19 protein-coding genes are annotated in these 22,996 nt (G+C 72.3%); 8 read left to right on the top strand and 11 right to left on the bottom strand.

Features of this window, described 5'->3' with window-relative positions; genetic code table 11:
- The first annotated feature begins 22 nt into the window (after positions 1–22).
- From AW16_RS0103155 to AW16_RS0103170, 4 genes are all read left to right on the top strand, one after another.
- Complete coding sequence (locus tag AW16_RS0103155) at positions 23–1,342, top strand: ABC transporter substrate-binding protein (RefSeq protein WP_029288144.1); 1,320 nt, start codon at positions 23–25, stop codon at positions 1,340–1,342.
- Between the two features lie 95 nt (positions 1,343–1,437).
- The gene (locus AW16_RS0103160) at positions 1,438–2,448 is read left to right on the top strand and encodes a carbohydrate ABC transporter permease (RefSeq protein ID WP_051681621.1); all 1,011 of its coding nucleotides are present in this window, start codon (positions 1,438–1,440) and stop codon (positions 2,446–2,448) included.
- Positions 2,445–3,368: a carbohydrate ABC transporter permease gene (locus AW16_RS0103165; protein ID WP_029288148.1), complete on the top strand. Its 924-nt coding sequence runs from the start codon at positions 2,445–2,447 to the stop codon at positions 3,366–3,368. The genes AW16_RS0103160 and AW16_RS0103165 overlap by 4 nt, the downstream gene beginning before the upstream one ends.
- Before the next feature lie 160 nt (positions 3,369–3,528).
- The gene (locus AW16_RS0103170) at positions 3,529–4,572 is read left to right on the top strand and encodes a LacI family DNA-binding transcriptional regulator (RefSeq protein ID WP_231495934.1); all 1,044 of its coding nucleotides are present in this window, start codon (positions 3,529–3,531) and stop codon (positions 4,570–4,572) included.
- Positions 4,573–4,623: 51 nt separating this feature from the next.
- Here the strand turns inward: AW16_RS0103170 and AW16_RS0103175 are convergent, their stop codons facing one another.
- A complete protein-coding gene (locus AW16_RS0103175) occupies positions 4,624–7,962 on the bottom strand; it encodes a bifunctional proline dehydrogenase/L-glutamate gamma-semialdehyde dehydrogenase (protein ID WP_034648062.1) in 3,339 nt (1,112 codons plus the stop codon).
- Positions 7,963–8,204: 242 nt separating this feature from the next.
- Here AW16_RS0103175 and AW16_RS0103185 point away from each other — a divergent pair, with 242 nt between their 5' ends.
- Entirely contained in the window at positions 8,205–9,560 is a 1,356-nt protein-coding gene (locus tag AW16_RS0103185; protein WP_081861433.1) for a Glu/Leu/Phe/Val dehydrogenase, read from the top strand.
- A 74-nt stretch (positions 9,561–9,634) separates the two neighbouring features.
- Here the strand turns inward: AW16_RS0103185 and AW16_RS0103190 are convergent, their stop codons facing one another.
- From AW16_RS0103190 to AW16_RS0103225, 8 genes are all read right to left on the bottom strand, one after another.
- Complete coding sequence (locus AW16_RS0103190; protein WP_029288153.1) at positions 9,635–10,039, bottom strand: META domain-containing protein; 405 nt, start codon at positions 10,037–10,039, stop codon at positions 9,635–9,637.
- A gap of 54 nt (positions 10,040–10,093) precedes the next feature.
- Positions 10,094–10,786 carry a hydrogen peroxide-dependent heme synthase gene (hemQ, locus tag AW16_RS0103195; protein WP_029288155.1) on the bottom strand — a complete coding sequence of 231 codons (693 nt, stop codon included), beginning with the start codon at positions 10,784–10,786 and terminating at the stop codon, positions 10,094–10,096.
- A 68-nt stretch (positions 10,787–10,854) separates the two neighbouring features.
- Positions 10,855–11,985, bottom strand: a complete 1,131-nt coding sequence (locus tag AW16_RS0103200) for a ferrochelatase (RefSeq protein WP_051681622.1) — start codon at positions 11,983–11,985, stop codon at positions 10,855–10,857.
- 210 nt (positions 11,986–12,195) lie between these two features.
- Positions 12,196–13,179, bottom strand: a complete 984-nt coding sequence (locus AW16_RS0103205) for a carbohydrate ABC transporter permease (protein WP_029288158.1) — start codon at positions 13,177–13,179, stop codon at positions 12,196–12,198.
- A 2-nt stretch (positions 13,180–13,181) separates the two neighbouring features.
- Positions 13,182–14,141 carry a carbohydrate ABC transporter permease gene (locus AW16_RS0103210; RefSeq protein ID WP_029288160.1) on the bottom strand — a complete coding sequence of 320 codons (960 nt, stop codon included), beginning with the start codon at positions 14,139–14,141 and terminating at the stop codon, positions 13,182–13,184.
- A 164-nt stretch (positions 14,142–14,305) separates the two neighbouring features.
- A complete protein-coding gene (locus tag AW16_RS0103215) occupies positions 14,306–15,733 on the bottom strand; it encodes an ABC transporter substrate-binding protein (RefSeq protein WP_029288162.1) in 1,428 nt (475 codons plus the stop codon).
- A gap of 135 nt (positions 15,734–15,868) precedes the next feature.
- A complete protein-coding gene (locus tag AW16_RS0103220; RefSeq protein WP_029288163.1) occupies positions 15,869–17,509 on the bottom strand; it encodes a glycoside hydrolase family 13 protein in 1,641 nt (546 codons plus the stop codon).
- Between the two features lie 394 nt (positions 17,510–17,903).
- Complete coding sequence (locus tag AW16_RS0103225; protein WP_029288165.1) at positions 17,904–18,932, bottom strand: LacI family DNA-binding transcriptional regulator; 1,029 nt, start codon at positions 18,930–18,932, stop codon at positions 17,904–17,906.
- A 226-nt stretch (positions 18,933–19,158) separates the two neighbouring features.
- Here AW16_RS0103225 and AW16_RS0103230 point away from each other — a divergent pair, with 226 nt between their 5' ends.
- Complete coding sequence (locus tag AW16_RS0103230; protein ID WP_029288167.1) at positions 19,159–20,028, top strand: serine/threonine-protein kinase; 870 nt, start codon at positions 19,159–19,161, stop codon at positions 20,026–20,028.
- A 93-nt stretch (positions 20,029–20,121) separates the two neighbouring features.
- Here AW16_RS0103230 and AW16_RS0103235 read toward each other — a convergent pair whose 3' ends face one another.
- The gene (locus AW16_RS0103235; protein ID WP_029288168.1) at positions 20,122–20,634 is read right to left on the bottom strand and encodes a flavodoxin domain-containing protein; all 513 of its coding nucleotides are present in this window, start codon (positions 20,632–20,634) and stop codon (positions 20,122–20,124) included.
- A 206-nt stretch (positions 20,635–20,840) separates the two neighbouring features.
- Positions 20,841–21,305: a MarR family winged helix-turn-helix transcriptional regulator gene (locus tag AW16_RS0103240; RefSeq protein ID WP_029288170.1), complete on the bottom strand. Its 465-nt coding sequence runs from the start codon at positions 21,303–21,305 to the stop codon at positions 20,841–20,843.
- A gap of 97 nt (positions 21,306–21,402) precedes the next feature.
- Here AW16_RS0103240 and AW16_RS0103245 point away from each other — a divergent pair, with 97 nt between their 5' ends.
- A complete protein-coding gene (locus AW16_RS0103245) occupies positions 21,403–21,963 on the top strand; it encodes an NYN domain-containing protein (protein WP_029288172.1) in 561 nt (186 codons plus the stop codon).
- 348 nt (positions 21,964–22,311) lie between these two features.
- Entirely contained in the window at positions 22,312–22,995 is a 684-nt protein-coding gene (locus AW16_RS16800; RefSeq protein ID WP_231495935.1) for a hypothetical protein, read from the top strand.
- Position 22,996 lies beyond the last annotated feature (1 nt).

Consider the following 22,996-nt stretch of genomic DNA (forward strand, 5'->3'; position numbering starts at 1 on the left):
TCCGACCGACAAGGGAGTCACAGTGCGCAAGACCACCCGCAAGTTCCTGGCCGTCACGGCCGGGGCCGCGAGCATCGCCCTGCTCGCGACCGCCTGCTCGTCCGACAGCTCGGGCGACACCTCGTCGCCGACGTCGGGCTCGACCGGCGGCGCCTCGAGCGACGCGAAGGTCACGCTGAAGGTCGCCACCTTCAACGAGTTCGGCTACGCCGACCTCTACAAGGAGTACCAGCAGCTCCACCCGAACGTCACGATCGTCGACGACAAGGCCGACACCTCGGACAACGCGCGCGCCGCGGTCCAGAGCTCCATCGCGTCGAACACGGTCAAGGACGACATCGTCGCCGCCGACCTCGACTGGATGCCCGAGCTCATCGCGTCGTCGTCGTTCTTCGCGGACCTCGGCTCGGACAGCGTCAAGGACCGCTGGCCCGACTGGAAGACCGCGCAGGCGACCGACCCCGACGGCAAGCTCATCGGCTACGGCACGGACTCCGGCCCGGAGGCCGTCTGCTACCGCGCCGACCTGTTCAAGAAGGCCGGCCTGCCGACCGACCGCGAGGAGGTCGCGAAGCTCATCGGCGACAGCTGGGACAGCTACTTCGCGGCAGGCAAGAAGTTCATGGACGCGAACACCGGCGCCGCGTGGTTCGACTCGATCGGGGCGCTCTCGCAGGCCATGATCAACCAGCAGGAGGCCCCGTTCGAGGACCCGTCGACCGACGAGATCACGGTCACCAACGCCGACTCGCCGGCCAAGGCCGTCTACGACAAGCTGACCAGCCCCGAGGTCCTGGCGCAGTCCGCGCACCTCGGTCAGTGGTCGGACGACTGGAACAACGCGTTCAAGGGCGACAAGTGGGCCACGCAGATCTGCCCCCCGTGGATGACGCAGATCATCGCCGGCAACGCGCCTGACGTGAAGGGCTGGGACGTCGCCGACGTCCTGCCGGGTGGCGCCTCCAACTGGGGCGGCTCCTACCTGCTCGTCCCCTCCGGCGGCAAGAACGTCGACGCCGCGAAGCAGCTCGCCGACTGGCTGACGGCGCCCGAGCAGGCCGCCAAGGTCTTCGTGAAGTACGGCAACTTCCCGAGCCAGACCGCCGCGACCAAGGACGCCTCGGTCACCGGCAAGACGGACGCGTACTTCAACAACGCCCCGACCGGCCAGATCTTCGCCAACCGGTTCGCGCCGATCTCGAAGCAGCCGTACCGCGGTTCGCACTACTTCCCGATCAACTCGGCCCTCGGTGACGCCTACACCCGTGTGGACGTCGACAAGACCGACAACGCCGCGGACTCGTGGAAGAAGTTCCTCGCCGCGGTCAAGGACCTGGGCTGACGGACGTCGAGTGATCGCCCGGGGCCGGGGCGGACTTCCCGCCACGGCCCCGGGCGCACCAGCCTCACACGACCACCGACGCTCGAAGGACCCCCATGACCAGCACCCAGACCTCGCCCGAGGCGGAGCCGACGGCTGGCGACGAGAGGCAGCGGCAGACCCGACGGGTCGGTTTCACGCAGACCCTCGGCCGCTGGGACGTCAAGGTCTCGCCCTACCTGTACATCTCGCCGTTCTTCATCCTGTTCCTCGTCACCGGGCTGTTCCCGCTGCTGTACACGGCCTACGTGTCGGTCTTCAAGTGGGACCTGCTGCTCGGCAAGGGCGACTTCGTCGGCTTCGAGAACTTCTCGACGGTGCTCCAGGCACCGGTGTTCTGGAAGGCCGTCCGCAACACCGTCTCGATCTTCCTGCTCAGCTCCGTGCCGCAGGTCATCCTCGCGCTCGTCATCGCGGCGCTGCTCGACGCGAACCTGCGCGCCCGCACGTTCTGGCGCATGGGCGTGCTCGTGCCGTACGTCGTCGCCCCCGTCGCCGTGGGCGTCATCTTCAGCCGCATGTTCGCGGACCAGTCCGGAATCATCAACCAGGTCCTGCAGAACATCGGTCTCAACCCCATCGGGTGGCACTCCGAGGTCCTGCCGAGCCACCTGGCGATCGCGACGATGGTCAACTTCCGATGGACCGGCTACAACGCGCTGATCTTCCTCGCGGCGATGCAGGCGATCCCGCGCGACCTGTACGAGGCGGCCCTGATCGACGGCGCCAACCGGTTCCGCCAGTTCTTCTCGGTGACCATCCCGATGCTGCGCCCGACGATCATCTTCGTGATCATCACGTCGACCATCGGCGGCCTGCAGATCTTCGACGAGCCGCGCATGTTCGACCAGTACGGCCGTGGCGGTGCCGACCAGCAGTACCTGACGCTGACCAACTACGTCTACCAGCTCGGCTGGACCAACCGGAACTTCGGTCGGGCGGCCGCGGTCGCGTGGTTGCTGTTCGTGCTCATCCTGGTCATCGGCATCGTCAACTACCTGATCACGAGGCGGATCTCGTCGGACAAGAGCGCCGTCTCGAAGAAGCGGAAGAAGGTCCGGGCATGAGCGCGCCCTCGGTCGCCTCCATCGAGCAGTTCGCGGGCAAGGGCGCCGCGCGGGCCGCACAGCGCAAGCGCAACCGCGCCGGCCTCAACGCGGGCTCGCAGCGCCGGCCCCGCTGGGTGACGTACGTGCTGCTCGCCGCGGTGCTGGTCATCTCGTTCTACCCGCTGTACTACTCGTTCCTGCTCGCCTCGTCGACCGCCGACGACATCGCGCGACACCCGATCCCGTCGCTGATCCCCGGCGGCCACCTGATGGAGAACTTCCACCGGGTGCTCGACGCGGACATCGGCTTCTGGAAGGCCGTGTCGAACTCCGTGCTCGTCGCGGTGATCACGTCGGTCTCGGTCGTCCTGTTCTCGACGCTCGCCGGTTTCGCGTTCGCGAAGCTGCGGTTCCGCGGTCGCGGTCCGCTCCTGGTGTTCGTCATCGCGACGACCGCCGTGCCGACCCAGCTCGGCGTCGTGCCGCTGTTCCTCGTGATGAAGCAGCTCGGCTGGATCGGCCAGCTCCAGGCGGTCATCGTGCCGGGCCTGGTGACGGCGTTCGGCGTGTTCTGGATGACGCAGTACCTCGAGGCCGCGCTCCCCTACGAGCTCATCGAGGCGGCTCGCGTCGACGGCGCGTCGATGTTCCGGACGTTCTGGAGCATCGCCCTGCCGGCGGCGAGGCCCGCGGCGACGATGCTCGCGCTGTTCACGTTCGTCGCGTCGTGGACGAACTTCTTCTGGCCGTTCATCGTGCTGGGGTCGTCCAACCCGACGCTGCCCGTCGCGCTGCAGCTCCTGCAGGCGACGTTCTTCAAGGACATGTCGCTCATCATGGCCGGCGTCGTCCTGTCGGTGATCCCGCTCCTGCTCCTGTTCGTCGTGGCGGGCCGGCAGCTGGTCGCCGGGATCATGCAGGGCGCGATCAAGGGCTGAAACCCGTCGTGCACCGTCGGTGCGTGCGTCTAGCGTGACCTCGCGGACCATGCACAGCCACGTCGGCCATGCCGACCACGCACCGGCGGTGCGCAACGCCTCCGTCACACCCTGCTGCGGCGCAGCAACCCCTGGTCGCAGCACAGAAGGGACACCTGCGGTGAACACAGCACCGTCGTCGGACGTCCTGCCCGACACGATCGGCACCCCGACGCTCGAGCAGGTCGCCGAGCTCGCGGGCGTCTCCCGCTCCACCGCGTCACGCGCGATCAACGGCGGCCTGCGGGTCTCGCCCGAGGCGCAGGCGTCCGTGGACGCGGCCGTCGCGGAGCTCGGGTACACACCCAACCGTGCTGCCCGCTCGCTCGTGACGAAGCGGACCGACTCGATCGCTCTCGTCGTGCCCGAGCCCGACGAGCGGGTCCTGTCCGACCCGTTCTTCGCCGGCACCCTCAACGGCCTGTCCTCGTCGCTCGCCGACTCCGACATCCAGGTCGTGCTGGTCATCGCCCGCCCGGGCGAGTCCGACCGGACGCTGCGCTACCTGCGCAACGGGCACGTCGACGGCGCGGTCGTCGTCTCGCATCACCGGGCCGACGACCTGGACAGCGAGCTGCTCGCCTCGCGAGTGCCGAACGTCTTCGTCGGCCGCCCGCTCACGGCGGCCGAGGGTGCGGTCAACTTCGTCGACACCGACAACGTCGCCGGCGGTCGCCTCGCGACGACGGCGCTGATCGAGCGCGGCTGCCGTCGGATCGCGACCATCGCAGGCCCGCAGGACATGTCCGCGGGCATCGACCGCCTGCTCGGCTTCCGGGCCGCGCTCGCCGACGCGGGCATGAGCGACGACGCCGTGCTGCACGGCGACTTCACGATCGCGTCGGGCGCAGCGGCCGCACGAGAGCTGCTCGAGCGGCACCCGGACGTCGACGGCGTGTTCGTCGCGTCCGACCTCATGGCCACGGGCGTGCTCGGCGTGCTGTCGGAGCTCGGCAAGGACGTCCCGGGAGACATCGCGGTGGTCGGCTACGACAACATCGGTGTCGCGGCGTCCACCTCGCCCCCGCTGACGACGGTCGTGCAGCCGGTCGCCGCGATGGCACGCGCCGCGGGCGCACGGCTGCTCGCGCAGCTGCAGGGCGTGCCGACCCCCGACGAGCCGCTGATCTTCGCGCCCGAGCTCGTCCGCCGCGCGTCGGCGTGACGGTCCAGCGCAGCTCCTCACGGGAGGCGGGCTGCGCTCCCGGGCGAATGGTCAGGCCTTCCGGGAGTCCTGCGGCGCGACGTGCCCGAATCGGTGCAGCGTCCTGCTGATGGCTTGCTCGCGCAGCACGGTGAGCAGCTCACGCTCCGCCGACGCGAGCACGGGCCCGTCGAGCAGCGTGACCTCGCCGGCACGCGCCGCCGCGGCCGCCCGGAGCGCGGGCTCGGCTCCCCCGACGACGCGCACGCGCCCCACCACCGGGGCCGCCGACGACCCTGCGCCGAGCTGCACGCGCCGTGCGAACGCCTCGTCGCTCTCGTCGGCCACGTCGCTGACCCGGACCGGGACGCCTGCGACGGCCGCTGCGTGCCGCACCCGCGCGACATGCTCCGCCGCTGCACCGGCGCGTACGCGCAGCACGAGCGAGGGGACCGGCCGGTAGCGCAGCACGTTCGCCTCGGCGCGCAGCCCGCTCGGGTCGTGCTCGCGTGAGAACGTCTCGCGCCACGCGCGCTCGTCGTCGGCCGTCGCCCACGCGAGCCACGCGTCGGGTGCTTCCGGGACGTCCGGCGAGTCCGCCCACCGTCCGAGCTGCGCGACGTAGTGCGGTCCGCCGGCCTTCGCACCGGGTCCGACGACCGATGCCTTCCACCCCCCGAACGGCTGCCGCCGGACGATCGCACCTGTGATGTGCCGGTTCACGTAGGCGTTGCCGACCTCGGCGCGCTCGAGCCAGTGCGCGATCTCGGCGTCGTCGAGCGAGTGCAGCCCGCCCGTCAGCCCGAACGCTACGGCGTTCTGGATCTCGATCGCCTCGTCGAGGGTCTCGGCACGCATCACGCCGAGCACGGGCCCGAAGCACTCGGTGTGGTGGAACCACGACCCCGGCCGCACCCCGTGCCTGACACCCGGCGACCAGAGCCGGCCCTCGGCGTCGAGCCGCCGAGGTGCCACGAGCCACTCCTCCCCCGGGTCGAGCGTGGTGAGCGCACGCAGCAGCTTGCCCTCGGCGGGCTCGACGAGCGGCCCGACGGCGGTCGCGAGGTCGGTCGTCGGCCCGACGCGCAACGACGACGTGGCGTCGGCGAGCTGGCGTCGCAGCCGGTCGTCGCGACCGGCGGAGCCGACGAGCACCAGCAGCGACGCCGCCGAGCACTTCTGCCCCGCGTGCCCGAAGGCCGAGCGCACGACGTCCGCGACCGCGAGGTCGATGTCCGCCGACGGGGTCACCACGATCGCGTTCTTGCCCGACGTCTCCGCGAGCACCTCGAGGTCGGGGCGCCAGCCGGCGAACAGCCGCGCGGTGTCGATCGAGCCCGTGAGCACGACGCGGGCGACCGACGGGTGCGTGACGAGACGGCGGCCGACGTCCCCCTCCGGGCTCAGCACCGTCGTCAGCACGTCGGGCGGGAGGGCCGACGAGATCGCCACCATCGCGACCTGCGCGCACCGCGGCGTCGCGGGTGCGGGCTTGACGACGACCGTGCTGCCGGCCGCGAGCGCCGCCAGCACCGAGCCCGCCGGGATCGCGACGGGGAAGTTCCACGGCGGGGTCACGACCGTGACCCCGTGGGGTCGGAACACCGCACCGGGCACGCACCCGTCGGCGAGCTCGTCGGCGCGGTCGGCGTAGTAGCGCGCGAAGTCGACGGCCTCGCTCACCTCGGGGTCCGCCTCGGCGACGGTCTTGCCTGCCTCGTGGACCATCGTGCGCACGAGGTCGCCGCGTGCGCGCTCGAGCGCGTGCGCGGCGCGGCGCAACGCGTCGGCCCGCTCGTGCGGCGGCGTCGCGGCCCACGCGGAGGCGGCCGCCGCGGCGCGTGCGACGACGTCGTCGACCTGCGCCGTCGTCGTGACCTCGACGGCACCCGCCGGTGGCGGCGCGTCGGCCGCGAGCAGGTCAGCCGCCCACGCACGCGACGCGGGCACGGCGGGGTCGGTGTCCGACGCGTTCTCGAACGAGCCGCCCGGCGCGGTCCGCGTCCCGTCGCGCCGGGGTGCGAGCGGCACGTCGCCGCGTGCCGCCACGGCCCGCTCGAAGGCCTCCTGCTGTGCCTGCATCGCCGCACCCGGCACGTCGTCGGCGAACAGCGCGTGCAGGAAGTTCTCGCCCGCGGCGTTCTCCTCGAGGCGGCGCACCAGGTAGGAGACGGCGACGTCGAAGTCCCCGCGCGCGACCACCGGCGTGTACAGGAGCACCGCACCGACCTCGTCGCGCACGGCCCTGGCCTGCGCGGGGGCCATGCCCTGCAGCATCTCGACGTCCACCGCGGCGCCGACGCCGCGCGCCTGCGCGAGCAGGTGGGCCGCGGCGACGTGGAACAGGTTGTGGCTCGCGACGCCCACCCGCAGGCCCGCGGTCCGGCTCGGGTCGAGCGCGCGGTCGACGAGCCGCAGGTACGCCGCGTCGACGAGGTCCTTCGTGCCGTACGGTGCCTGCGGCCAGCCGTGCAGCTCGGCCTCGACCCGCTCCATCGCGAGGTTCGCGCCCTTGACCAGCCGAACCTTGAGCGGCGCGCCCCCGGCGGTGCGGCGTGCCAGCGCGATGTCGGCGAGCTCGTCGTACGCCTCCTGCGCGTCGGGCAGGTACGCCTGCAGGACGATGCCCATGGGCGATCCCTGCAGGTCCCGGTCTCCCGCGAGCCACTCGAACACGCGGATCGTGAGCTCGAGGTCGCGGTACTCCTCCATGTCGAGGTTGAGGAACGTGCCGTGCTCGGCGGCCGTCAGGTACAGCGGACGCAGGCGGTCGGCGACGCGGGCCGCGGCACCCGCGGTGTCCCACGTCGAGAGCTGGCTCGCGACCGCGGACACCTTGACGGAGACGTAGTCCACGTCGTCACGCCGCACCAGGTCGGTGAGCCTCGCCAGCCGCGCAGCCGCCTCGCGCTCCCCCAGCACGGCCTCGCCGAGCAGGTTGAGGTTCAGCCGGAACCCCTGGGCGCGCATGCGTGCGAGATGCCGTGCGAGCCCCGGGCCGTCGTCCGCGACGAGGTGGCCGACCAGGCTGCGCAGCCGCGCGCGGGCAGCGGGGACGACGAGCCCGGGCGCGAGCGGCGCGACCCGCGTCCCCGCGGTGAGCATCGCGCGGTCGACGGGCGACAGGAACGACGCCCGACCGGCGACGCGGCGCAGGTCGGCGAGCTCTCGGGCCGCGACCGCGTCGTCCGCGGGACGGGCCACCCGGTCGACGAAGCGCACCGCGAGCTCGAGCCCCGCGGGGTCTGACACGAGTGCCCCGAGGCGGCGCGCGGTGCGGCGCTCGGCCGACGAGCCACGGGGACCGCCCGTGCCGGTGAGGTGCTCGGCCCCGGCACCGTCGGACGTGGCCGCCAGCCACCGGCGCGCGAGCGCCACGGACTGCGGGACGAGGTCGTCGAGCTCGGGCATGGTCCTCCCTCGGGTCGGCACGGCGGGGGTCTCCCGGCACCGGCGACGACGCTCCGTCGTCGGGCCGTCGTCGTCCCCAGTGTGTCCCAGCCTCGCGTGCGCGTCCCGGCGTGCGACACGCCCCGGTCCGCGGGGCGGGAGGACCGGCGCACGCCCGCGCACGGTGGCAGGGTGGTCGGCGGATCCGCTCCGCGGCCCGGCGACGAGGCCGGTGCCCGCGCCGGCACACCGGAAGGACCACGATGCCCGACCCGAGCACCACCAGCGGCGCAGGCGCCACCACCCCCGACGCCACCGCCGACCTCACCGCCGACCTCACCGCCAACCCCGACGTCACGCCCCTGACCGCCCCCCGGCCGGCTTCGGCGCTCGCCACCGCGCAGGCCCAGCTCGCCTCCGCGGTCGAGATCCTCGGCTACGACGACGGGCTGCACCGCATGCTCGCCACGCCACGCCGGGAGATGAACGTCGCGATCCCCCTGCGTCGCGACGACGGCAGCGTCGAGCTGTTCACCGGATACCGCGTGCAGCACAACATCTCGCGCGGGCCCGGCAAGGGCGGGCTGCGGTATGCCCCGTCGGTCGACGTCGACGAGGTGCGCGCGCTCGCGATGTGGATGACGTGGAAGTGTGCCGTCGTCGACGTGCCGTACGGCGGCGCGAAGGGCGGCGTGACGATCGACCCGTCGCGCTACAGCAGGGCCGAGCTCGAGCGGGTCACGCGGCGCTACACGAGCGAGATCATGCCGATCATCGGACCCGAGCGGGACATCATGGCGCCCGACATCGGCACCGACGAGCAGACGATGGCCTGGGTCATGGACACGTACTCGGTGAACCTGGGCTACACGATCCCCGCGGTCACGACCGGCAAGCCGTTGCCCGTGGGGGGCTCGCTCGGACGCGCGACCGCGACGTCACGCGGCGTCGTGCACGCTGCCGCGGCTGCGCTCGGGGACGCCGGCGTCCGGCTCGACGAGGTGACCACCGCGGTGCAGGGCTTCGGCAAGGTCGGGTCGCACGCGGCACGGTTCCTGCACGAGGCCGGCGCGCGCGTCGTCGCCGTGAGCGACCAGTTCGGTGGCATCCGCGCGGCCGACGGGCTCGACGTCCCGGCGCTGCTCACGCACGTCGCGCACACGGGCAGCGTGGTGGGGTTCGAGGGCGCGGACGCGGTCTCCAACGCCGAGCTGCTCGCGCTCGACGTCGACGTCCTGGTCCCCGCGGCGGTGGAGAACGTGCTCGACGAGCACACCGCGGGCCGGGTCAAGGCGCGCTGGGTCGTCGAGGGTGCGAACGGGCCGACGACGACGGGCGGCGATCGCGTGCTCGCCGAGCGAGGCATCGTCGTCGTCCCCGACATCCTCGCCAACGCGGGCGGCGTCGTCGTGTCCTACTTCGAGTGGGTGCAGGCCAACCAGGCGTACTGGTGGACCGAGCACGAGATCGCGGAGAGGCTCGAGCAGCGCATGGCGTCGGCCTACGCGGCCGTGTCCGCGCTGTCACGGCGCGAGAGCCTGTCGCTGCGGGACGCCGCACTCGTCATCGGGGTGCGCCGCGTGGCCGAGGCGCACCAGATCCGAGGCCTCTACCCCTGAGCCGGTGCTCGGCCGCCCGTTCGGTCCGCCCGTTCGGTCCGCCCGTTCGGTCAGGACGGCGGTCAGGACGATGGTCAGGACGGCGGTCCCGCGAGCCTTTCCAGCTCGACGACGACGCCGTCGCGGGAGAGCTCGACACGGTCGAGCGTCCCACCCGCGTCGGCGCCGTCGCGCGGGTCCTGCGTGGGCTGAGGAGCACCGTCCGGCGTGCTCAGGCGCAGCTCTCCCGACAACGTCCGCTGCAGCGCGCTCTCGATCGCCATCGCGTCGGCCAGTCCGGCCATCAGGGTCGACACGAGCGGACCGAACGTCAGGTCGTCGCCCTCGACGGACCAGGTGCCGCGCACGCGGTTCACGCCGGACATGCCGTACACCACCCCGTCGCCCTCGAACGTCAGCCACGGTCGGTGCCGCTTGTCGGCGGGGACGTCCGTCCCGGTCAGCGAAGCGACGGCCCAGGTCTCCACGAGTCGGAGCATGGACCGATCATGGCACCCGGTCCGAGCACCCGCGCGAAAGCTGCCGCGCGGGGCTCAGCCGCGCGGCTGGCGGTCCGCCCACTGCGTGAGCTCGACGCGAGGGCCGGAGTAGAACGGCACCTCCTCGCGCACGTGCAGGCGCGCGTCCGTGGCGCGCAGGTCACGCATGAGGTCGACGATGCGGTGGAGCTCGGGCGCCTCGAACGCGAGGATCCACTCGTAGTCGCCGAGCGCGAACGCCGAGACAGTGTTGGCGCGCACGTCGGCGTACCCGCGGGCGGCCTGACCGTGCTCGACGAGCATGCGTCGGCGGTCGTCCTCGGGCAGCACGTACCAGTCGTACGACCGCACGAACGGGTAGACCGTCATGTACGCGCCGGGCTCCTCTCCCGCGAGGAACGCGGGCACGTGCGCGCGGTTGAACTCGGCAGGCCGATGCAGACCGACGACCGACCACACGGGCAGCAGGTACCGGCCGAGCTCGCTCGCACGCAGGCGCTGGTAGGCGCCCTGCACGTCCTCGACGTCCTCGCCGTGCCACCACACCATGAGGTCGGCGTCGGCGCGCAGGCCCGCGACGTCGTACCAGCCGCGCACGACGAGGCCGTCGCGCTCGACCGCGCGCAAGGCCTCGCTCACGAGCGCGTGCCGCTCGCCGTCGTCCTCCGGCAGGACGTCCTCGAGGGAGAAGACGGACCACATCGTGTAGCGCTGGGAGGCGTTGAGCGCCTCGTGGTCGACCGTCACGTCGGTGTGCCTCTCGTCGGTGGGGCTGTCAGTGGTGTGGGGGATCGGGGATGGCGCGCGGGGCGCCGTCAGGACCGCGGGTCGACCGCGCAGGCGACAGGTCGACCGGAGTCGACCCCCGCCTGGCGCCGGCAGCAGCCGGGCGGGCACACCGACGCACGGGGGGGCAGCGCGCCCACGGTCGCGCCGGGCTCGGGCTCGCGCCCCTCGTCGTGCGCACGCGCCTCCGCCGCCCGCTCGAGCACCAGGTCCACGAGCCCGCGGACGAACGGCCCGCGCGTGCCGACGGTGCCCGCGCGGACGGCGGTCAGGCCGAGCTCGGCAGCCGTCTCGAGCGCCTCGGTGTCGAGGTCGAACGCGACCTCCATGTGGTCGGACACGAACCCGATGGGCGAGATGACGACGGCTGTCGTGCCGGCGGCCGCGAGCGCGCGCAGGTGGTCGTTGACGTCCGGCTCGAGCCACGGCTGGCTGGGCGGACCGGAACGCGAGCAGAAGGCGAGGTCCCAGGCCACGTCGTGCCCCAGCCGCTCGGCCACGGCGGTGGCGACGGTCACGGCGACGTCGAGGTGCTGCTCGCGGTACGTCGCACCGCCCACGCCCGAGGCCTCCTCCATCGTGTCCGGGATCGAGTGCGTGACGAAGACGAGCCGCGCGTCGGACGGCACGCCGGCGTAGGCCTCGGCGACCGCGTCGACGTTCGCCTCGACGAAGCCCGGGTGGTTGAAGTAGGCGCGCACCTTGTCCACGACGAGCGGGTGGGCGCCCGCGCCGAGCCCCGTGCTCACCTCTGTGCTCACCTCTGTGCCCAGTTCTGTGCCCAGCTCGTCGAGCGACGACCAGAAGTCCTCGCGGTACTGGCGGCACCCCGAGTACGAGGCGTACGCGCTCGTCACGATCGCGAGCACGCGCTCGGCACCGTCGGCGTGGGCCGCGGCCAGCGCGTCCTTGGTGTAGGGCGTCCAGTTGCGGTTGCCCCACACGACGGGCACGTCGAGGTCCCGGCGCTCGAGCTCGGCCACGAGCGCGGCACGCAGCGCGACGTTCTGGGCGTTGATCGGGCTCGCGCCGCCGAAGTGGTGGTAGTGCTCCGCGACCTCGGCGAGCCGCTCGTCCGGGATGCCCTTGCCGGCGGTGACGTTGCGCAGGAACGGGAGCACGTCGTCGGGGCCGTCGGGGCCGCCGAAGGAGGCCAGCATCAGCGCGTCGTACGGGGCCAGGGGCGACTGGGGGGAGACCACGTCCCGATCATCGCACCGCGCCGCACGCACCCGTGCCGTCCCGGGGGCGTCCCGCGCGTGACATCGACCCGACAACCCGTCAGAAAGTCGCGTGGTCGCCCGGCAGGGACGACGACGCGCGCCCGGCGGGCAGGGGGTGGTCCGCCGGGCGCGCGTCGAGGGTGCCGGTCAGCCCTTGACGGCACCGCCCAGCCCGGCGCCGCGCAGGAACATGCGCTGGAACACCAGGAACAGCACGATCGGGATGAGCGTCGAGATGGCCAGCGCGGCCATGAGCTCACCCACGTCGGAGCTCTGCGCGATCGCGGGGAGACGGACCGAGAGCGGCTGCTTGTCGGGGTCGCGCAGCACCAGCAGCGGCCACAGGAAGTCCTTCCAGGACGCGATGACCGCGAACACGGACACGACACCCAGGATCGGCTTGCTCATCGGCAGCACGATCGACCAGAAGAGCCGGAACGGACCGGCACCGTCGACGCGTGCGGCCTCGAAGACCTCGCGCGGGAGGCTGTCGAAGAACCGCGCGACGAGCACCACGTTGAACGCGCTCGCGCCCGCAGGGAGCCACACCGCCCAGAACGAGTTGATGAGCGAGTGCCCGATCACCGGCGGGTGCAGGATCACCAGGTACAGCGGCACGAGGAGCACCACGGCGGGCACGAACAGCGTCGCGAGCACGGCGCCGTTGACGTACTTGGCCCACTTCGGCCGCAGCACCGACAGCACGTACCCGCCGGTCGTCGCGACGATCATCTGCGACACCCACGAGCCCGCCGCCACGATGAGCGTGTTGACGAAGTACTTGCTGATCTCGATGTCGTTCCACGCCGCGTCGAGGTTGGACCACGCGACGCCGTTGGGGAACCAGCCCAGCGGGTGGGCGTTGATGTCCATCGTCGGCGTGATCGCCCACTTGGCGAGCAGCAGGATCGGGCCGAGCCCCCAGACCACGAGGATCACGGCCATGACCACGTGCATCGTGGTCCAGGTGTACTTCACGCCGGGTCGACGCCAGTCGGCCGACGAGAGGGCCCCGCGGTCTGCCTGCGGCGCGCTGGCCTTGCCGGGGCGGCGCCGGCGCGGCGCGCGCTGCGTCTCCACCTCGGCGGCGACCGAGCTCGCCTCGACCTCGGCGGAAGAGATGTTCGTCAGGCTCACGATGCGCTCCAGCTACGGGTCAGGCGGAAGTACACGAGGGACATCACGGCGAGGAACACGGCGAGCATGAGGCTCAGTGCCGTCGCCATGCCGTAGTTGCCGCCGAGCGACTGGAACGCGTAGTTGTAGATGAGCAGCAGGATCGTCAGCGTCGCGTTGTCCGGGCCACCACCGGTGAACAGGTAGGGCTCGAGGAACACCTGGGCGGTCCCGATGATCTGCAGGATCAGGGTGATGAGCAGGATGCCGCGCAGCTGCGGCAGCGTCACGTGCCACACCTTGCGCCACACCGAGGCGCCGTCGACCTCGGCGGCGTCGTACAGCTCGCTCGGCACGCTCGTGAGCGCCGCGAGGTAGATGATCACCGTGCCGCCGGCCGCGGCCCACGTGGCCTCGAGGACCAGGGACGGCATCGCGAGCGTCGACGAGTTCAGCCACGCAAACGGACCGATGCCGAACCAGCCGAGCACGGTGTTGAACACGCCGGTGTCGGACGGGTCGTAGAACGTCTTCCACAGCAGCACCGCCACGACGGGCGGCACGACGACCGGCAGGTACGCCAGTGCCGAGAAGATGCCCTTGGCCCGGCGGACCTCGCTCATCAGCACGGCCGCGACGAGCGGCACCGGGTAGCCGAAGATCAGCGCGAGGAGCGCGAAGTACGCGGTGTTGCGGATGGCCACCGGGAGCATCGGGTCGGCGAAGACCTGCTGGAAGTTGTCCCAGCCCACCCACGAGCTGACGATGAGGTTGGTCTCCTGGAAGCTCATCACCACGGCGCGGACGATCGGCGCCCAGGAGAACACTCCGAAGATCACGAGCAGCGGGAGCGCGAACACCACCGCGCTGAGCCCGCCTCCGCGCGCCCACGTCAGCGGGTTGCGCGTCCGCGTGCGCTGCTGCACCGCGTCGGCCCGCCGGGGCGGCTTCCTCAGGACGGCGTCGTCCGTGGTCATGCTGGCCTTCTCTCGGTGCGGGGCCTCGGCTGGCGAGGGTCTGTCAGGTGCGGGTCTGCAGGTGGTGCGGGCGGTGCCCGGACCGGTCTCGGCCGGTCCGGGCACCGCCGTGCGATCTGTCCGTGATCGCTCGGCGACCAGGTCGCCGAGCGATCACGAGTGGATCACTTGGACTTCTCGATGAGCTTCTGGCTCGCCGTGTTGGCCTTGGCCAGCAGGCTGTCGAAGTCCGGGTTGTCCTTCGTGATCGCCGACTGCACGATCGGGAAGAGCAGGCCGTACGTGTCCTGCGTGGCGCGGGCCGCCTCGGGGATGAGCGGCTGCGTGAACATGACGTCGGTGTAGCCGGTCATGTGGTCCAGCGGGACGTTGATGTAGTCCTTGATCCACGTCAGCGACTCCTGGTACTTCTCCTTCGAGAAGATCGGGAGCACCGGGGTGCCGACCGCCTGCGGCGGCTTCTGGTCGGCGAGGATCTTGGCGTCCGCCACGGCCTGGTCCTGGTCGCTCAGCTTGGCCAGGTACCAGAAGTCGATCCACTTCATCGCGGCGTCCTTCTCCGCGTCCGAGGCGTCGGGGCGCACACCCGCGTAGGTGCCGCCGGTGAGGGCGCCGCCGCCGTTCTCGGTCGGGATCGCCGTCAGGCCGTAGTCCAGGTTGTCCTTCGTGACGCCCTGGTTCTGCACGAGCGCGGTGTAGATGTCCGAGCCGGACGTGTACATCGCGAACTTGCCGGCCGCGAACGCCGCGTTGATCTCCGCCCAGCCCAGGCCGGAGTCGGGGTACAGCGAGCCGTCCTTCTTGAGGTCGGACAGGAACTGCAGGCTCGCCTTGACGGCGGGGTCCGTGAGCGTCGCGGTGTAGGTGCCGTTGGCCTCGGTCTGGACGCGCCCGCCGCGCGAGTAGGCCGCGGCGACGAGCTGCCAGCCACCTGCGTTGTCCTTGGCCATCATCCCGTAGCCGGCCTTGCCGGTCTTCTCCTTGATGACCTTGGCGTCGTCGCGGACCTCCTGCCACGTCGTCGGCGGCTTGTCAGGGTCCAGGCCCGCCTTCGTGAAGAGCTCGCGGTTGTAGTGCAGCGCGACGCTGTAGAAGGACTTCGCCGGCACGGCGTAGACGTGGCCGTCCTCGCCCTTGCCGCCCGCGATGACCTGCTCGTTGAAGTCGTTCGCGTACGGCTCCTGCTTGAGCTGCGCGTCCATGTCCGCGAGCTGCTTGTTGGCGATGAGCGTCTTGGTGTCCGTCGCCGGCACCTCGAACACCGTCGGCAGCGTGCCGCCGGCCAGGTCGGCGGCGAACGTCGTCGGGAGCCACTGGTACTCCTTGGACTTCACCGTGATGTTCGGGTACTTCTCCTGGAACTGCGTGATGCGGTCGTTGAGCGCGTCGACCGCGGCCTTCTCGGCACCGGGCAGGAGGCCGGCGACCGTGATCGTGACCGGCTCGTTCGACGGCGCGCTCGAGGTGTCGCCACCCGGAGTCGTCGTGCCCGAGGGGCTCGCCGCGTCGTCCTTGTTGCTGCTGCACGCCGCCAGCAGGCCGAGGGACATCGTCCCGGCCATGACGAGCGCGGTGGTGCGGTTGAACCTCATCGTCACTCCTTCGTGAGGTACGCCTGACCGGTGCCAGGTCGCGAGGTGGGAACTGCTGCTTGTCTGTCGTGGTCCTGCGGGTCTGCCGGAACCACTGCGGACGGCTCCGGATCGTGCTGGTCGTGCGGTCGGTTCTCAGGGGGTGATGCGCAACCACACGGCGGTGTCGCGTGGAAGCTTGCCTGCCACGAGCGGGGCGCTCGCGAGCAGGAGATCGGAGTGCTCGGGCAGGTCGACCGCCTCCGCACCGAGGTTGACGACGCACGCGATGTCGCCTCGCGCGAACGCGAGCACCTCGTCGTCGCTGTCGAGCCACGTCATCGGGCCGTCGCCGAGGCTCGGCTCGGCGCGGCGGCGCGCGAGGACGTCGCGGTAGAGGTGCAGCATCGACGCGGGGTCGCTCGACTGCGCCTGCACGGTCAGGCCGGCCCACGACGCGGGCTGCGGCAGCCACGTGGGCTCCGCGCCGGCCGGGCTGAACCCGAAGGGGGCGGCCGGACCGGACCACGGCAGCGGCACACGGCAGCCGTCGCGTCCGGGGTCGACCCCTTCGGACCGGAAGTGCATCGGGTCCTGCAGAAGGTCGCGCGGCAGGTCCTCGACCTCCGGCAGCCCGAGCTCGTCGCCCTGGTACAGGTACAGCGATCCCGGCAGCGCCGCCGTGAGCAGGGCCGCGGCGCGTGCGCGGCGCGCGCCGAGGTCGAGGTCCGTCGGGGTGCCGAAGCGCTTGGCCGCGAACGCGAACGAGCTGTCGTCGCGGCCGTACCGGGTCACGGGGCGCGTGACGTCGTGGTTGGAGAGCACCCACGTCGCCGGCGCGCCCACCGGGCCGTGCGCCGCGAGCGTCATGTCGATGGACTCACGCAGCTGCTTGGCGTCCCACGGGCGGGCCATGAAGTCGAAGTTGAACGCCGTGTGCATCTCGTCGGGACGCAGGTACTGCGCGAACCGCGCGCGGTCCTGCAGCCACACCTCGCCGACCAGCACGCGCGTGCCCTCGTACGAGTCGGCCACCGAGCGCCACGCCCGGTAGACGTCGTGCAGCTCGTCGCGGTCGACGTGCGGGTGCTCGCCCGGCCCGGGGTGCTCGGTGTACTCGGGCAGCTCGGGGTCCTTGATGAGCAGCGCGGCCGAGTCGATCCGGATGCCCGCGACACCACGGTCGAACCAGAACCGCAGGACGTCCTCGAACTCGGCCCGCACGTCGGGGTGAGACCAGTTGAGGTCGGGCTGCTGCGGTGCGAACAGGTGCAGGTACCACTCGCCGGGCGTGCCGTCGGGGTTCGTCGTGCGCGTCCAGGTGCTGCCCTGGAAGTCGGAGACCCACGCGGTCGGCATCTCGTCGCCGTGCTCACCCTTGCCCGGGCGGAACCAGAAGCGCTCGCGCTCGGGTGAGCCGGGGCCGGCGGCGAGCGCCGCCTGGAACCACGCGTGCTGGTCGGAGACGTGGTTCGGGACGATGTCGATGATCGTGCGGATGCCGAGCTCGAGGCCCTCCGCGACGAGAGCCTCAGCCTCCGCGAGCGTGCCGAACGCCGGGTCGATCGCACGGTAGTCCGCGACGTCGTAGCCGCCGTCTGCGAGCGGGGAGACGTACCACGGGGTCACCCAGATCGCGTCGACGCCGAGGTCGCGCAGGTAGGGCAGGTGCGCGCGGATGCCGGCGATGTCGCCGGTGCCGTCGCCGTTCCCGTCGGCGAAGCTGCGCGGGTAGACCTGGTAGATCACCGCACCGCGCCACCAGGTGGCGTCGGTCTCGGGGTGGGGGTGCACCACAGGTCGCTCGTCTCTCGGTGGGCCGTGCGCCGTGCGCCGGCCGGTCGGTCGTGGTCCGCGACCGCTGCGTCCTCGGGGCTCGCCCGGTGCGGCTCGGCGGTGCCGAGCTCTCTCACCGGCTACACCGTGAGACGTCGCTGTCGTGATCTGGAATCTAAAGGACCGAACGAGATCAACGCAAGAACCTGACAGGACGTTTATCGAAGTGTGACCGAAGAGCCTTCGTAACAGGTGCGCGCGCCGTCGGTCGCTGGCGTGACCGACGACACAGCAAGCTCGGACGGGTACTCGTCGGTACGTCGACGCGCGCGACGACGCGCAGCGGCGCGGGTGCGCGTCCGGGCACGCCGGCAGCTGCACCGCGCGTCGGGCGCGGTGCCGCTGGGGCGGTCGCTCAGCCGGCGAGGGCCGGTGCGACCGCAGGGGCGGGCCCCGTCGAGCCGCGCACGACGAGCTCGGGCTCGAAGAGCAGCTCCTCGTGCGGCGCCGAGCCGCCGTTGATCTGGTTGACCAGCAGGTCGATCGCGGCACGCCCCATCGGCTCGATGGGCTGGCGCACGGTGGTCAGCGGCGGTTCGGTGCAGTTCATGAAGGCCGAGTCGTCGTAGCCGACGATCGACACGTCGTCGGGCACACCCAGCCCCGCGCGGCGAGCCGCACGGATGGCCCCGAGCGCGAGCGGGTCGCTCGCGCACACGATGCCGGTCACACCCTCGCGCAGCAGGCGGGTCGCCGCGGCATGTCCGCTCTCGAGCGAGTACGACGAGTGCACGACGTGCCGGTCGCCGATCTCGAGGCCCAGCCTGCGGGCGCTCGCCTGCGCCGCACGCAGCTTGCGCTCGGACGGCACGTGGTCCACGGGCCCGAGGATGACGCCGATCTGCGTGTGCCCGAGCGAGGCCAGGTGGCCGAGCGCCTGCTCCATGGCGACCTCGTCGTCGCAGGACACGCGCGGGAACGCGAGGTCCTCGATCGAGGCGTTGATGAGCACGACGGGCAGGTTGCGCCCGGTGAGCCGCTCGTAGTGGCCGTGCGTCGCGTCGCGCTGGGCGTAGTGCCCGCCGGCGAACACGATGCCCGAGACCTGCTGGCCGAGCAGCAGCTCGACGTAGTCCGCCTCGGACACCCCGCCCGCGGTCTGCGTGCAGAGCACCGGTGTGAATCCCTGCTGCGCGAGCGCTCCGCCCACGACCTCGGCGAACGCGGGGAAGATCGGGTTCTGCAGCTCGGGGAGCACCAGGCCGACGAGTCGCGCACGCTCGCCCCGCAGCTTCGTCGGGCGCTCGTAGCCGAGCACGTCGAGCGCCGTGAGCACGGCCTCGCGGGTCTGCTCCGAGACGCCGGGCTTGCCGTTCAGGACGCGACTGACGGTCGCCTCGGAGACACCGACCTTGCGCGCAACCTCTGCGAGACGCCGTGACATGGGCACCACTCTAGGGGCAGCGGCTGCAAATGGCTTGCATCGACTTGCAAGAACGCGTTCCGCGGCGCGAGGACCGCTCGCCGTGCGGAACCGGCTGCGCGGACCTACCGTCTGCTCGGAACCCGTTCCACGGCCTGAGCCCACCGTTCGCCCACCCGTCGTCCCGGGTCGTCCCCCGCTGTCCCACCGTTGCCCGCCTCCGCGGCCCGAGCCACCGAGGACGTCGATGCACGTGACCGACGAGCGCTCCGGCGCCGCGCTCGCACGCCGCTACCGCGTCGTCGCGCCGCTCGGTCGCGGCGGCTCGGGCGAGGTCTTCCGTGCCGTCGACCTGCGCGTGGGCCGCCAGGTCGCGCTCAAGGTGTTCACGCTCGACGACGCCACGCCGTCCGACGTGCGCCGGTACGCCGCCGAGGCCCGTGTGCTGGCCGGGCTCTCGCACCCGGGCCTCGTCGCGCTCCTCGACGTCGGCGCCGACGTCGACCCGACGATCGGTCCCGTCGCGTTCCTCGCGATGGAGCTCGTCGAGGGCGCGACGCTGCGCGACACCATCGCGTCCGGTCCGCTCGACAGCCGCACGGTCGCCGGCATCGGGCACCAGCTCGGCGCGGCCCTCGCCCACGCCCATGCCGCGGGTGTCGTGCATCGTGACGTCAAGCCGTCCAACGTGCTCGTCTCGGACGAGCGGCGCGTGAGCTCCCACGGGCCGGAGCTCGGCGTCGTCCTCGCGGACTTCGGCATCGCGAGCACGCGGCGCCCCGGCCCGACATCCGGCCCGACATCCGGCCCGCCCCCGTCGCGCACGTCGGGCACCGCCGGCTACCAGTCGCCCGAGCAGGCGCTCGGCGACGAGGTCGGGCCGGCCTCGGACGTCTACTCGCTCGGCCTGGTCCTGCTCGAGTGCCTCACCGGTACGCGCGCGTACCCGGGTGACGCGCTCACGAGCTCCCTGGCCCGTCTGCTCGGTCCGGCGCCCGTCCCGGAGCACCTGGGCCGCGACTGGGTGCGCCTGCTGACGGCGATGACGGCCACGGACCCGCGCGACCGTCCGCCCTTGGCCGCCGCGACGGCGGAGCTGCGCGCGCTGCGCCTCTGATCGGCGGCTGTGTGAAGACTTTCGTCGCTCACAGCCGACGAACGCTTCACACAGTGCCCAGCGCGGCGCGCGGGGCGAGCGCGCCGTCGACCGTCAGCCCGCGACGAGCGACGTGCGCACGCCGTCGAGCGCGTCGGCGACCTCGTCGGCCCACCGTCGCACGGCGTCGACGTCGCGGTGGTCCCCCTCCCGGGCGCGAGCACCCGCGATCGTCGCGCGCTCCGCGAACGAGAGGACCTCGCGGTCCAGGCGACCGCGGAAGCTGCGGTGCCCGCGCGCCCGGACGAGCTCGATCGCGCGCCCGAGCTCGTGCGGCGAGTTGGACGCCGCGGACGGCTGCGTCGACAGCCCCGACGAGAACAGCCACACCGGCCGCGCGCGCAGGTCGTCGGCGTGCCGCGCCAGGAGGTCGCGCGCGGGGGCGAGCCAGTGGCCGACGTAGACCGCGGAGCCGACGACGACGGCGTCGTACCCCGTGACGTCCTCGACCTCGGCCGGGTCGCGCACGTCCACGTCGTGGCCGCGAGCGCGCAGCGTGGTCGCGGCCCACTCTCCGATCTCCTGCGTGGCCCCGTGGCGGGAAGCGACGGTGATCAGCACTCGCACGATGGTCTCCTGTCGTCTCGGTGGTCGAGCCGGTCGTCGAGCCGTTGGTCGAGCCGTTGGTCGAACCTCCGACGTCCGACCTCCATCGTCCGTCGCCGGACCCCCTCGGCGCGTGGGCCACAGGTCCCGCGCCCGCCGGGCACCGCGGACGTCCGGGGCAGCGGCGGCGCACGCGTCAGTGGGGATCGCGTCAGTCCGGGATCGCGTCAGTCCGGGATCGACCGCTGCGCAGCGCGCAGCCGCTCGGTGAGTCGCGTGAGGGTCGCGAGGTCGTCGGCGCCGAGGGCACCGCCGACGAAGCGGTGGATCGAGGCGACGTGCCGGCGACCGATCTCGCGCTGGGTGCGCAGGCCGCTGTCGGTGAGCACGACGCGCACGCCACGGCCGTCGCCGGCCACGGGCTCACGGCGGACCAGGCCGTCGGCCTCGAGCCGCTCGACGAGGCGCGACAGGCTCGGCTGGGTGAGCAGGCTGTTGTCGGCCAGCTCACGCAGCCGCGCCGCGTGCCCGGGCGCCGTCGAGAGCGTGAAGAGCACGTCGTACTCCCGCATCGACAGGCCGCCCCACACGTCGTCGCGCTGGAAGCGACGCATGAGCGCGACCTGTGCTCGGAACAGCGACTCCCACGCGGCCGCCGACTCGCGCGCCGTCGCCTCGTCGTGCGTCGTCATCTGCGCCACTCCCCTCCCGCACCCGCCCTGCGCGGTCCATGCGTACGCATGGACCCAACGCTCGTCGCACCCGCGAGTGTTCCCCTACCCTGACGGGATGACGCGCACCACGTACGTCCTGGTCGACGGCGAGAACATCGACGCGACGCTCGGCTCCGCGATCCTCGGCGGGCGGCCGACGCCGGACCAGCGTCCCCGGTGGGACCGCGTGCTCGCGTTCGCCAAGGAGCGGTGGGACCAGCCCGTCAAGGGCCTGTTCTTCCTGAACGCGTCGAGCGGCTCACTGCCGATGGCGTTCATCCAGGCGCTGACCGCGATCGACTTCCAGGCGATCCCCCTGTCGGGCGAGTCGTACGAGAAGGTCGTCGACATCGGCATCAAGCGCACGCTCGAGGCGATCGCGGACCGCGAGGGCGACGTGCTGCTCGCGAGCCACGACGGCGACTTCGCGCCCGAGGTGGAGGCGCTCGTCGCCGACCCTGGCCGCCGCGTCGGCCTGCTGGCCTTCAAGGAGTTCACGAGCCAGCAGCTCGCCGCCCTCACGGCGCGCGGGCTCGAGGTGCACGACCTCGAGCACGACGTGAAGGCGTTCAACTTCGACCTGCCGCGCCTGCGGATCATCCCGCTCGAGGAGTTCGACCCGCTGCGCTACCTCTGAGCGCCGCCCGGACCGGCCCGTCCTCAGACGCCCGGTCGCGCCGCGTCCGAGCGCGCTGCACGGCTCCCGCGCGACCGCCGATCGTGTGGCTGCGGAGTGGCGCAGGTCACAGGGCCGTAACGGTTACCTGATACCCGCCCGGTTTTACCTGCTACCGCGTGGCCTACGTGTTCTGCGCGCTGGTAGACAGTCCGCCGACCGTCCTGGACGGGCGCGCCCGCCGGCAAAGGCGACGGCCGGGCGCGCCGCGCAGGTCGGCCCCCCCGGCACGTCCAGGGACGACCAGGGGTCACGGACCGGGCACCTCCCGGAACCGGAGCGAACGACGAGCACCACACCGAGGTGGACATGAGGCGGTACATCATCGCGGGGCTCGTCCTCGCCGTCCTGACGACGTTGCTCGTCGTCCTGTCCGACGCGTTCGGGCTCGACACCGAGGGGGTCGCGCTGCTCGGCGGCGCGCTCGGCGGCGCGCTCGGCCTCGTTCCCGACCGGAGCCCGGCGCAGCGCGCGGGCGCCTTCGGCATCGGGTTCGTCGCCGCCTGGATCGGGTACGCGCTGCGCGCGGCCGTCCTGCCGGACGCGACGGCAGGGCGCGCGGTCGCCGTGCTCCTCGTGCTCCTCGCCTGCCTCGCGGTGGGCGCCGGGACGCGCGGCCGGCTCCCGCTGTGGGCGACGCTCCTCGGGGCCGCGGCGATGGCCGGTGCCTACGAGACGACGTACTCGGCCGACCCCACGGCCTTCCTCAGCTCGTCGGCCACGACCGCGACCTCGATCCTCGTCGCCGCCGGTGCGGGCTTCCTCGCCACCTCGCTGCTCGGCCCCCAGGTCGAGCGCTCGCGCGAGCTGGAGCGGGAGGCCGAGCACAGCGCGCCCGCGCGCCACGCACAGGACGACGACCTGTCGTCGGTCATGGCCGCGCAGGCGGCCGAGACCGACGACGCCGCCGCGACCGGCCGCCGCGAGGCGAGCTCACCGCGCCGCGAGGGGCCCGCCCCGTTCCTGACCCTGCAGCCCCGCCCGGAGGCCTGAC

The sequence above is a fragment of the Cellulomonas sp. HZM genome (genome assembly GCF_000708885.1).
Taxonomy (GTDB): Bacteria; Actinomycetota; Actinomycetes; order Actinomycetales; family Cellulomonadaceae; genus Cellulomonas.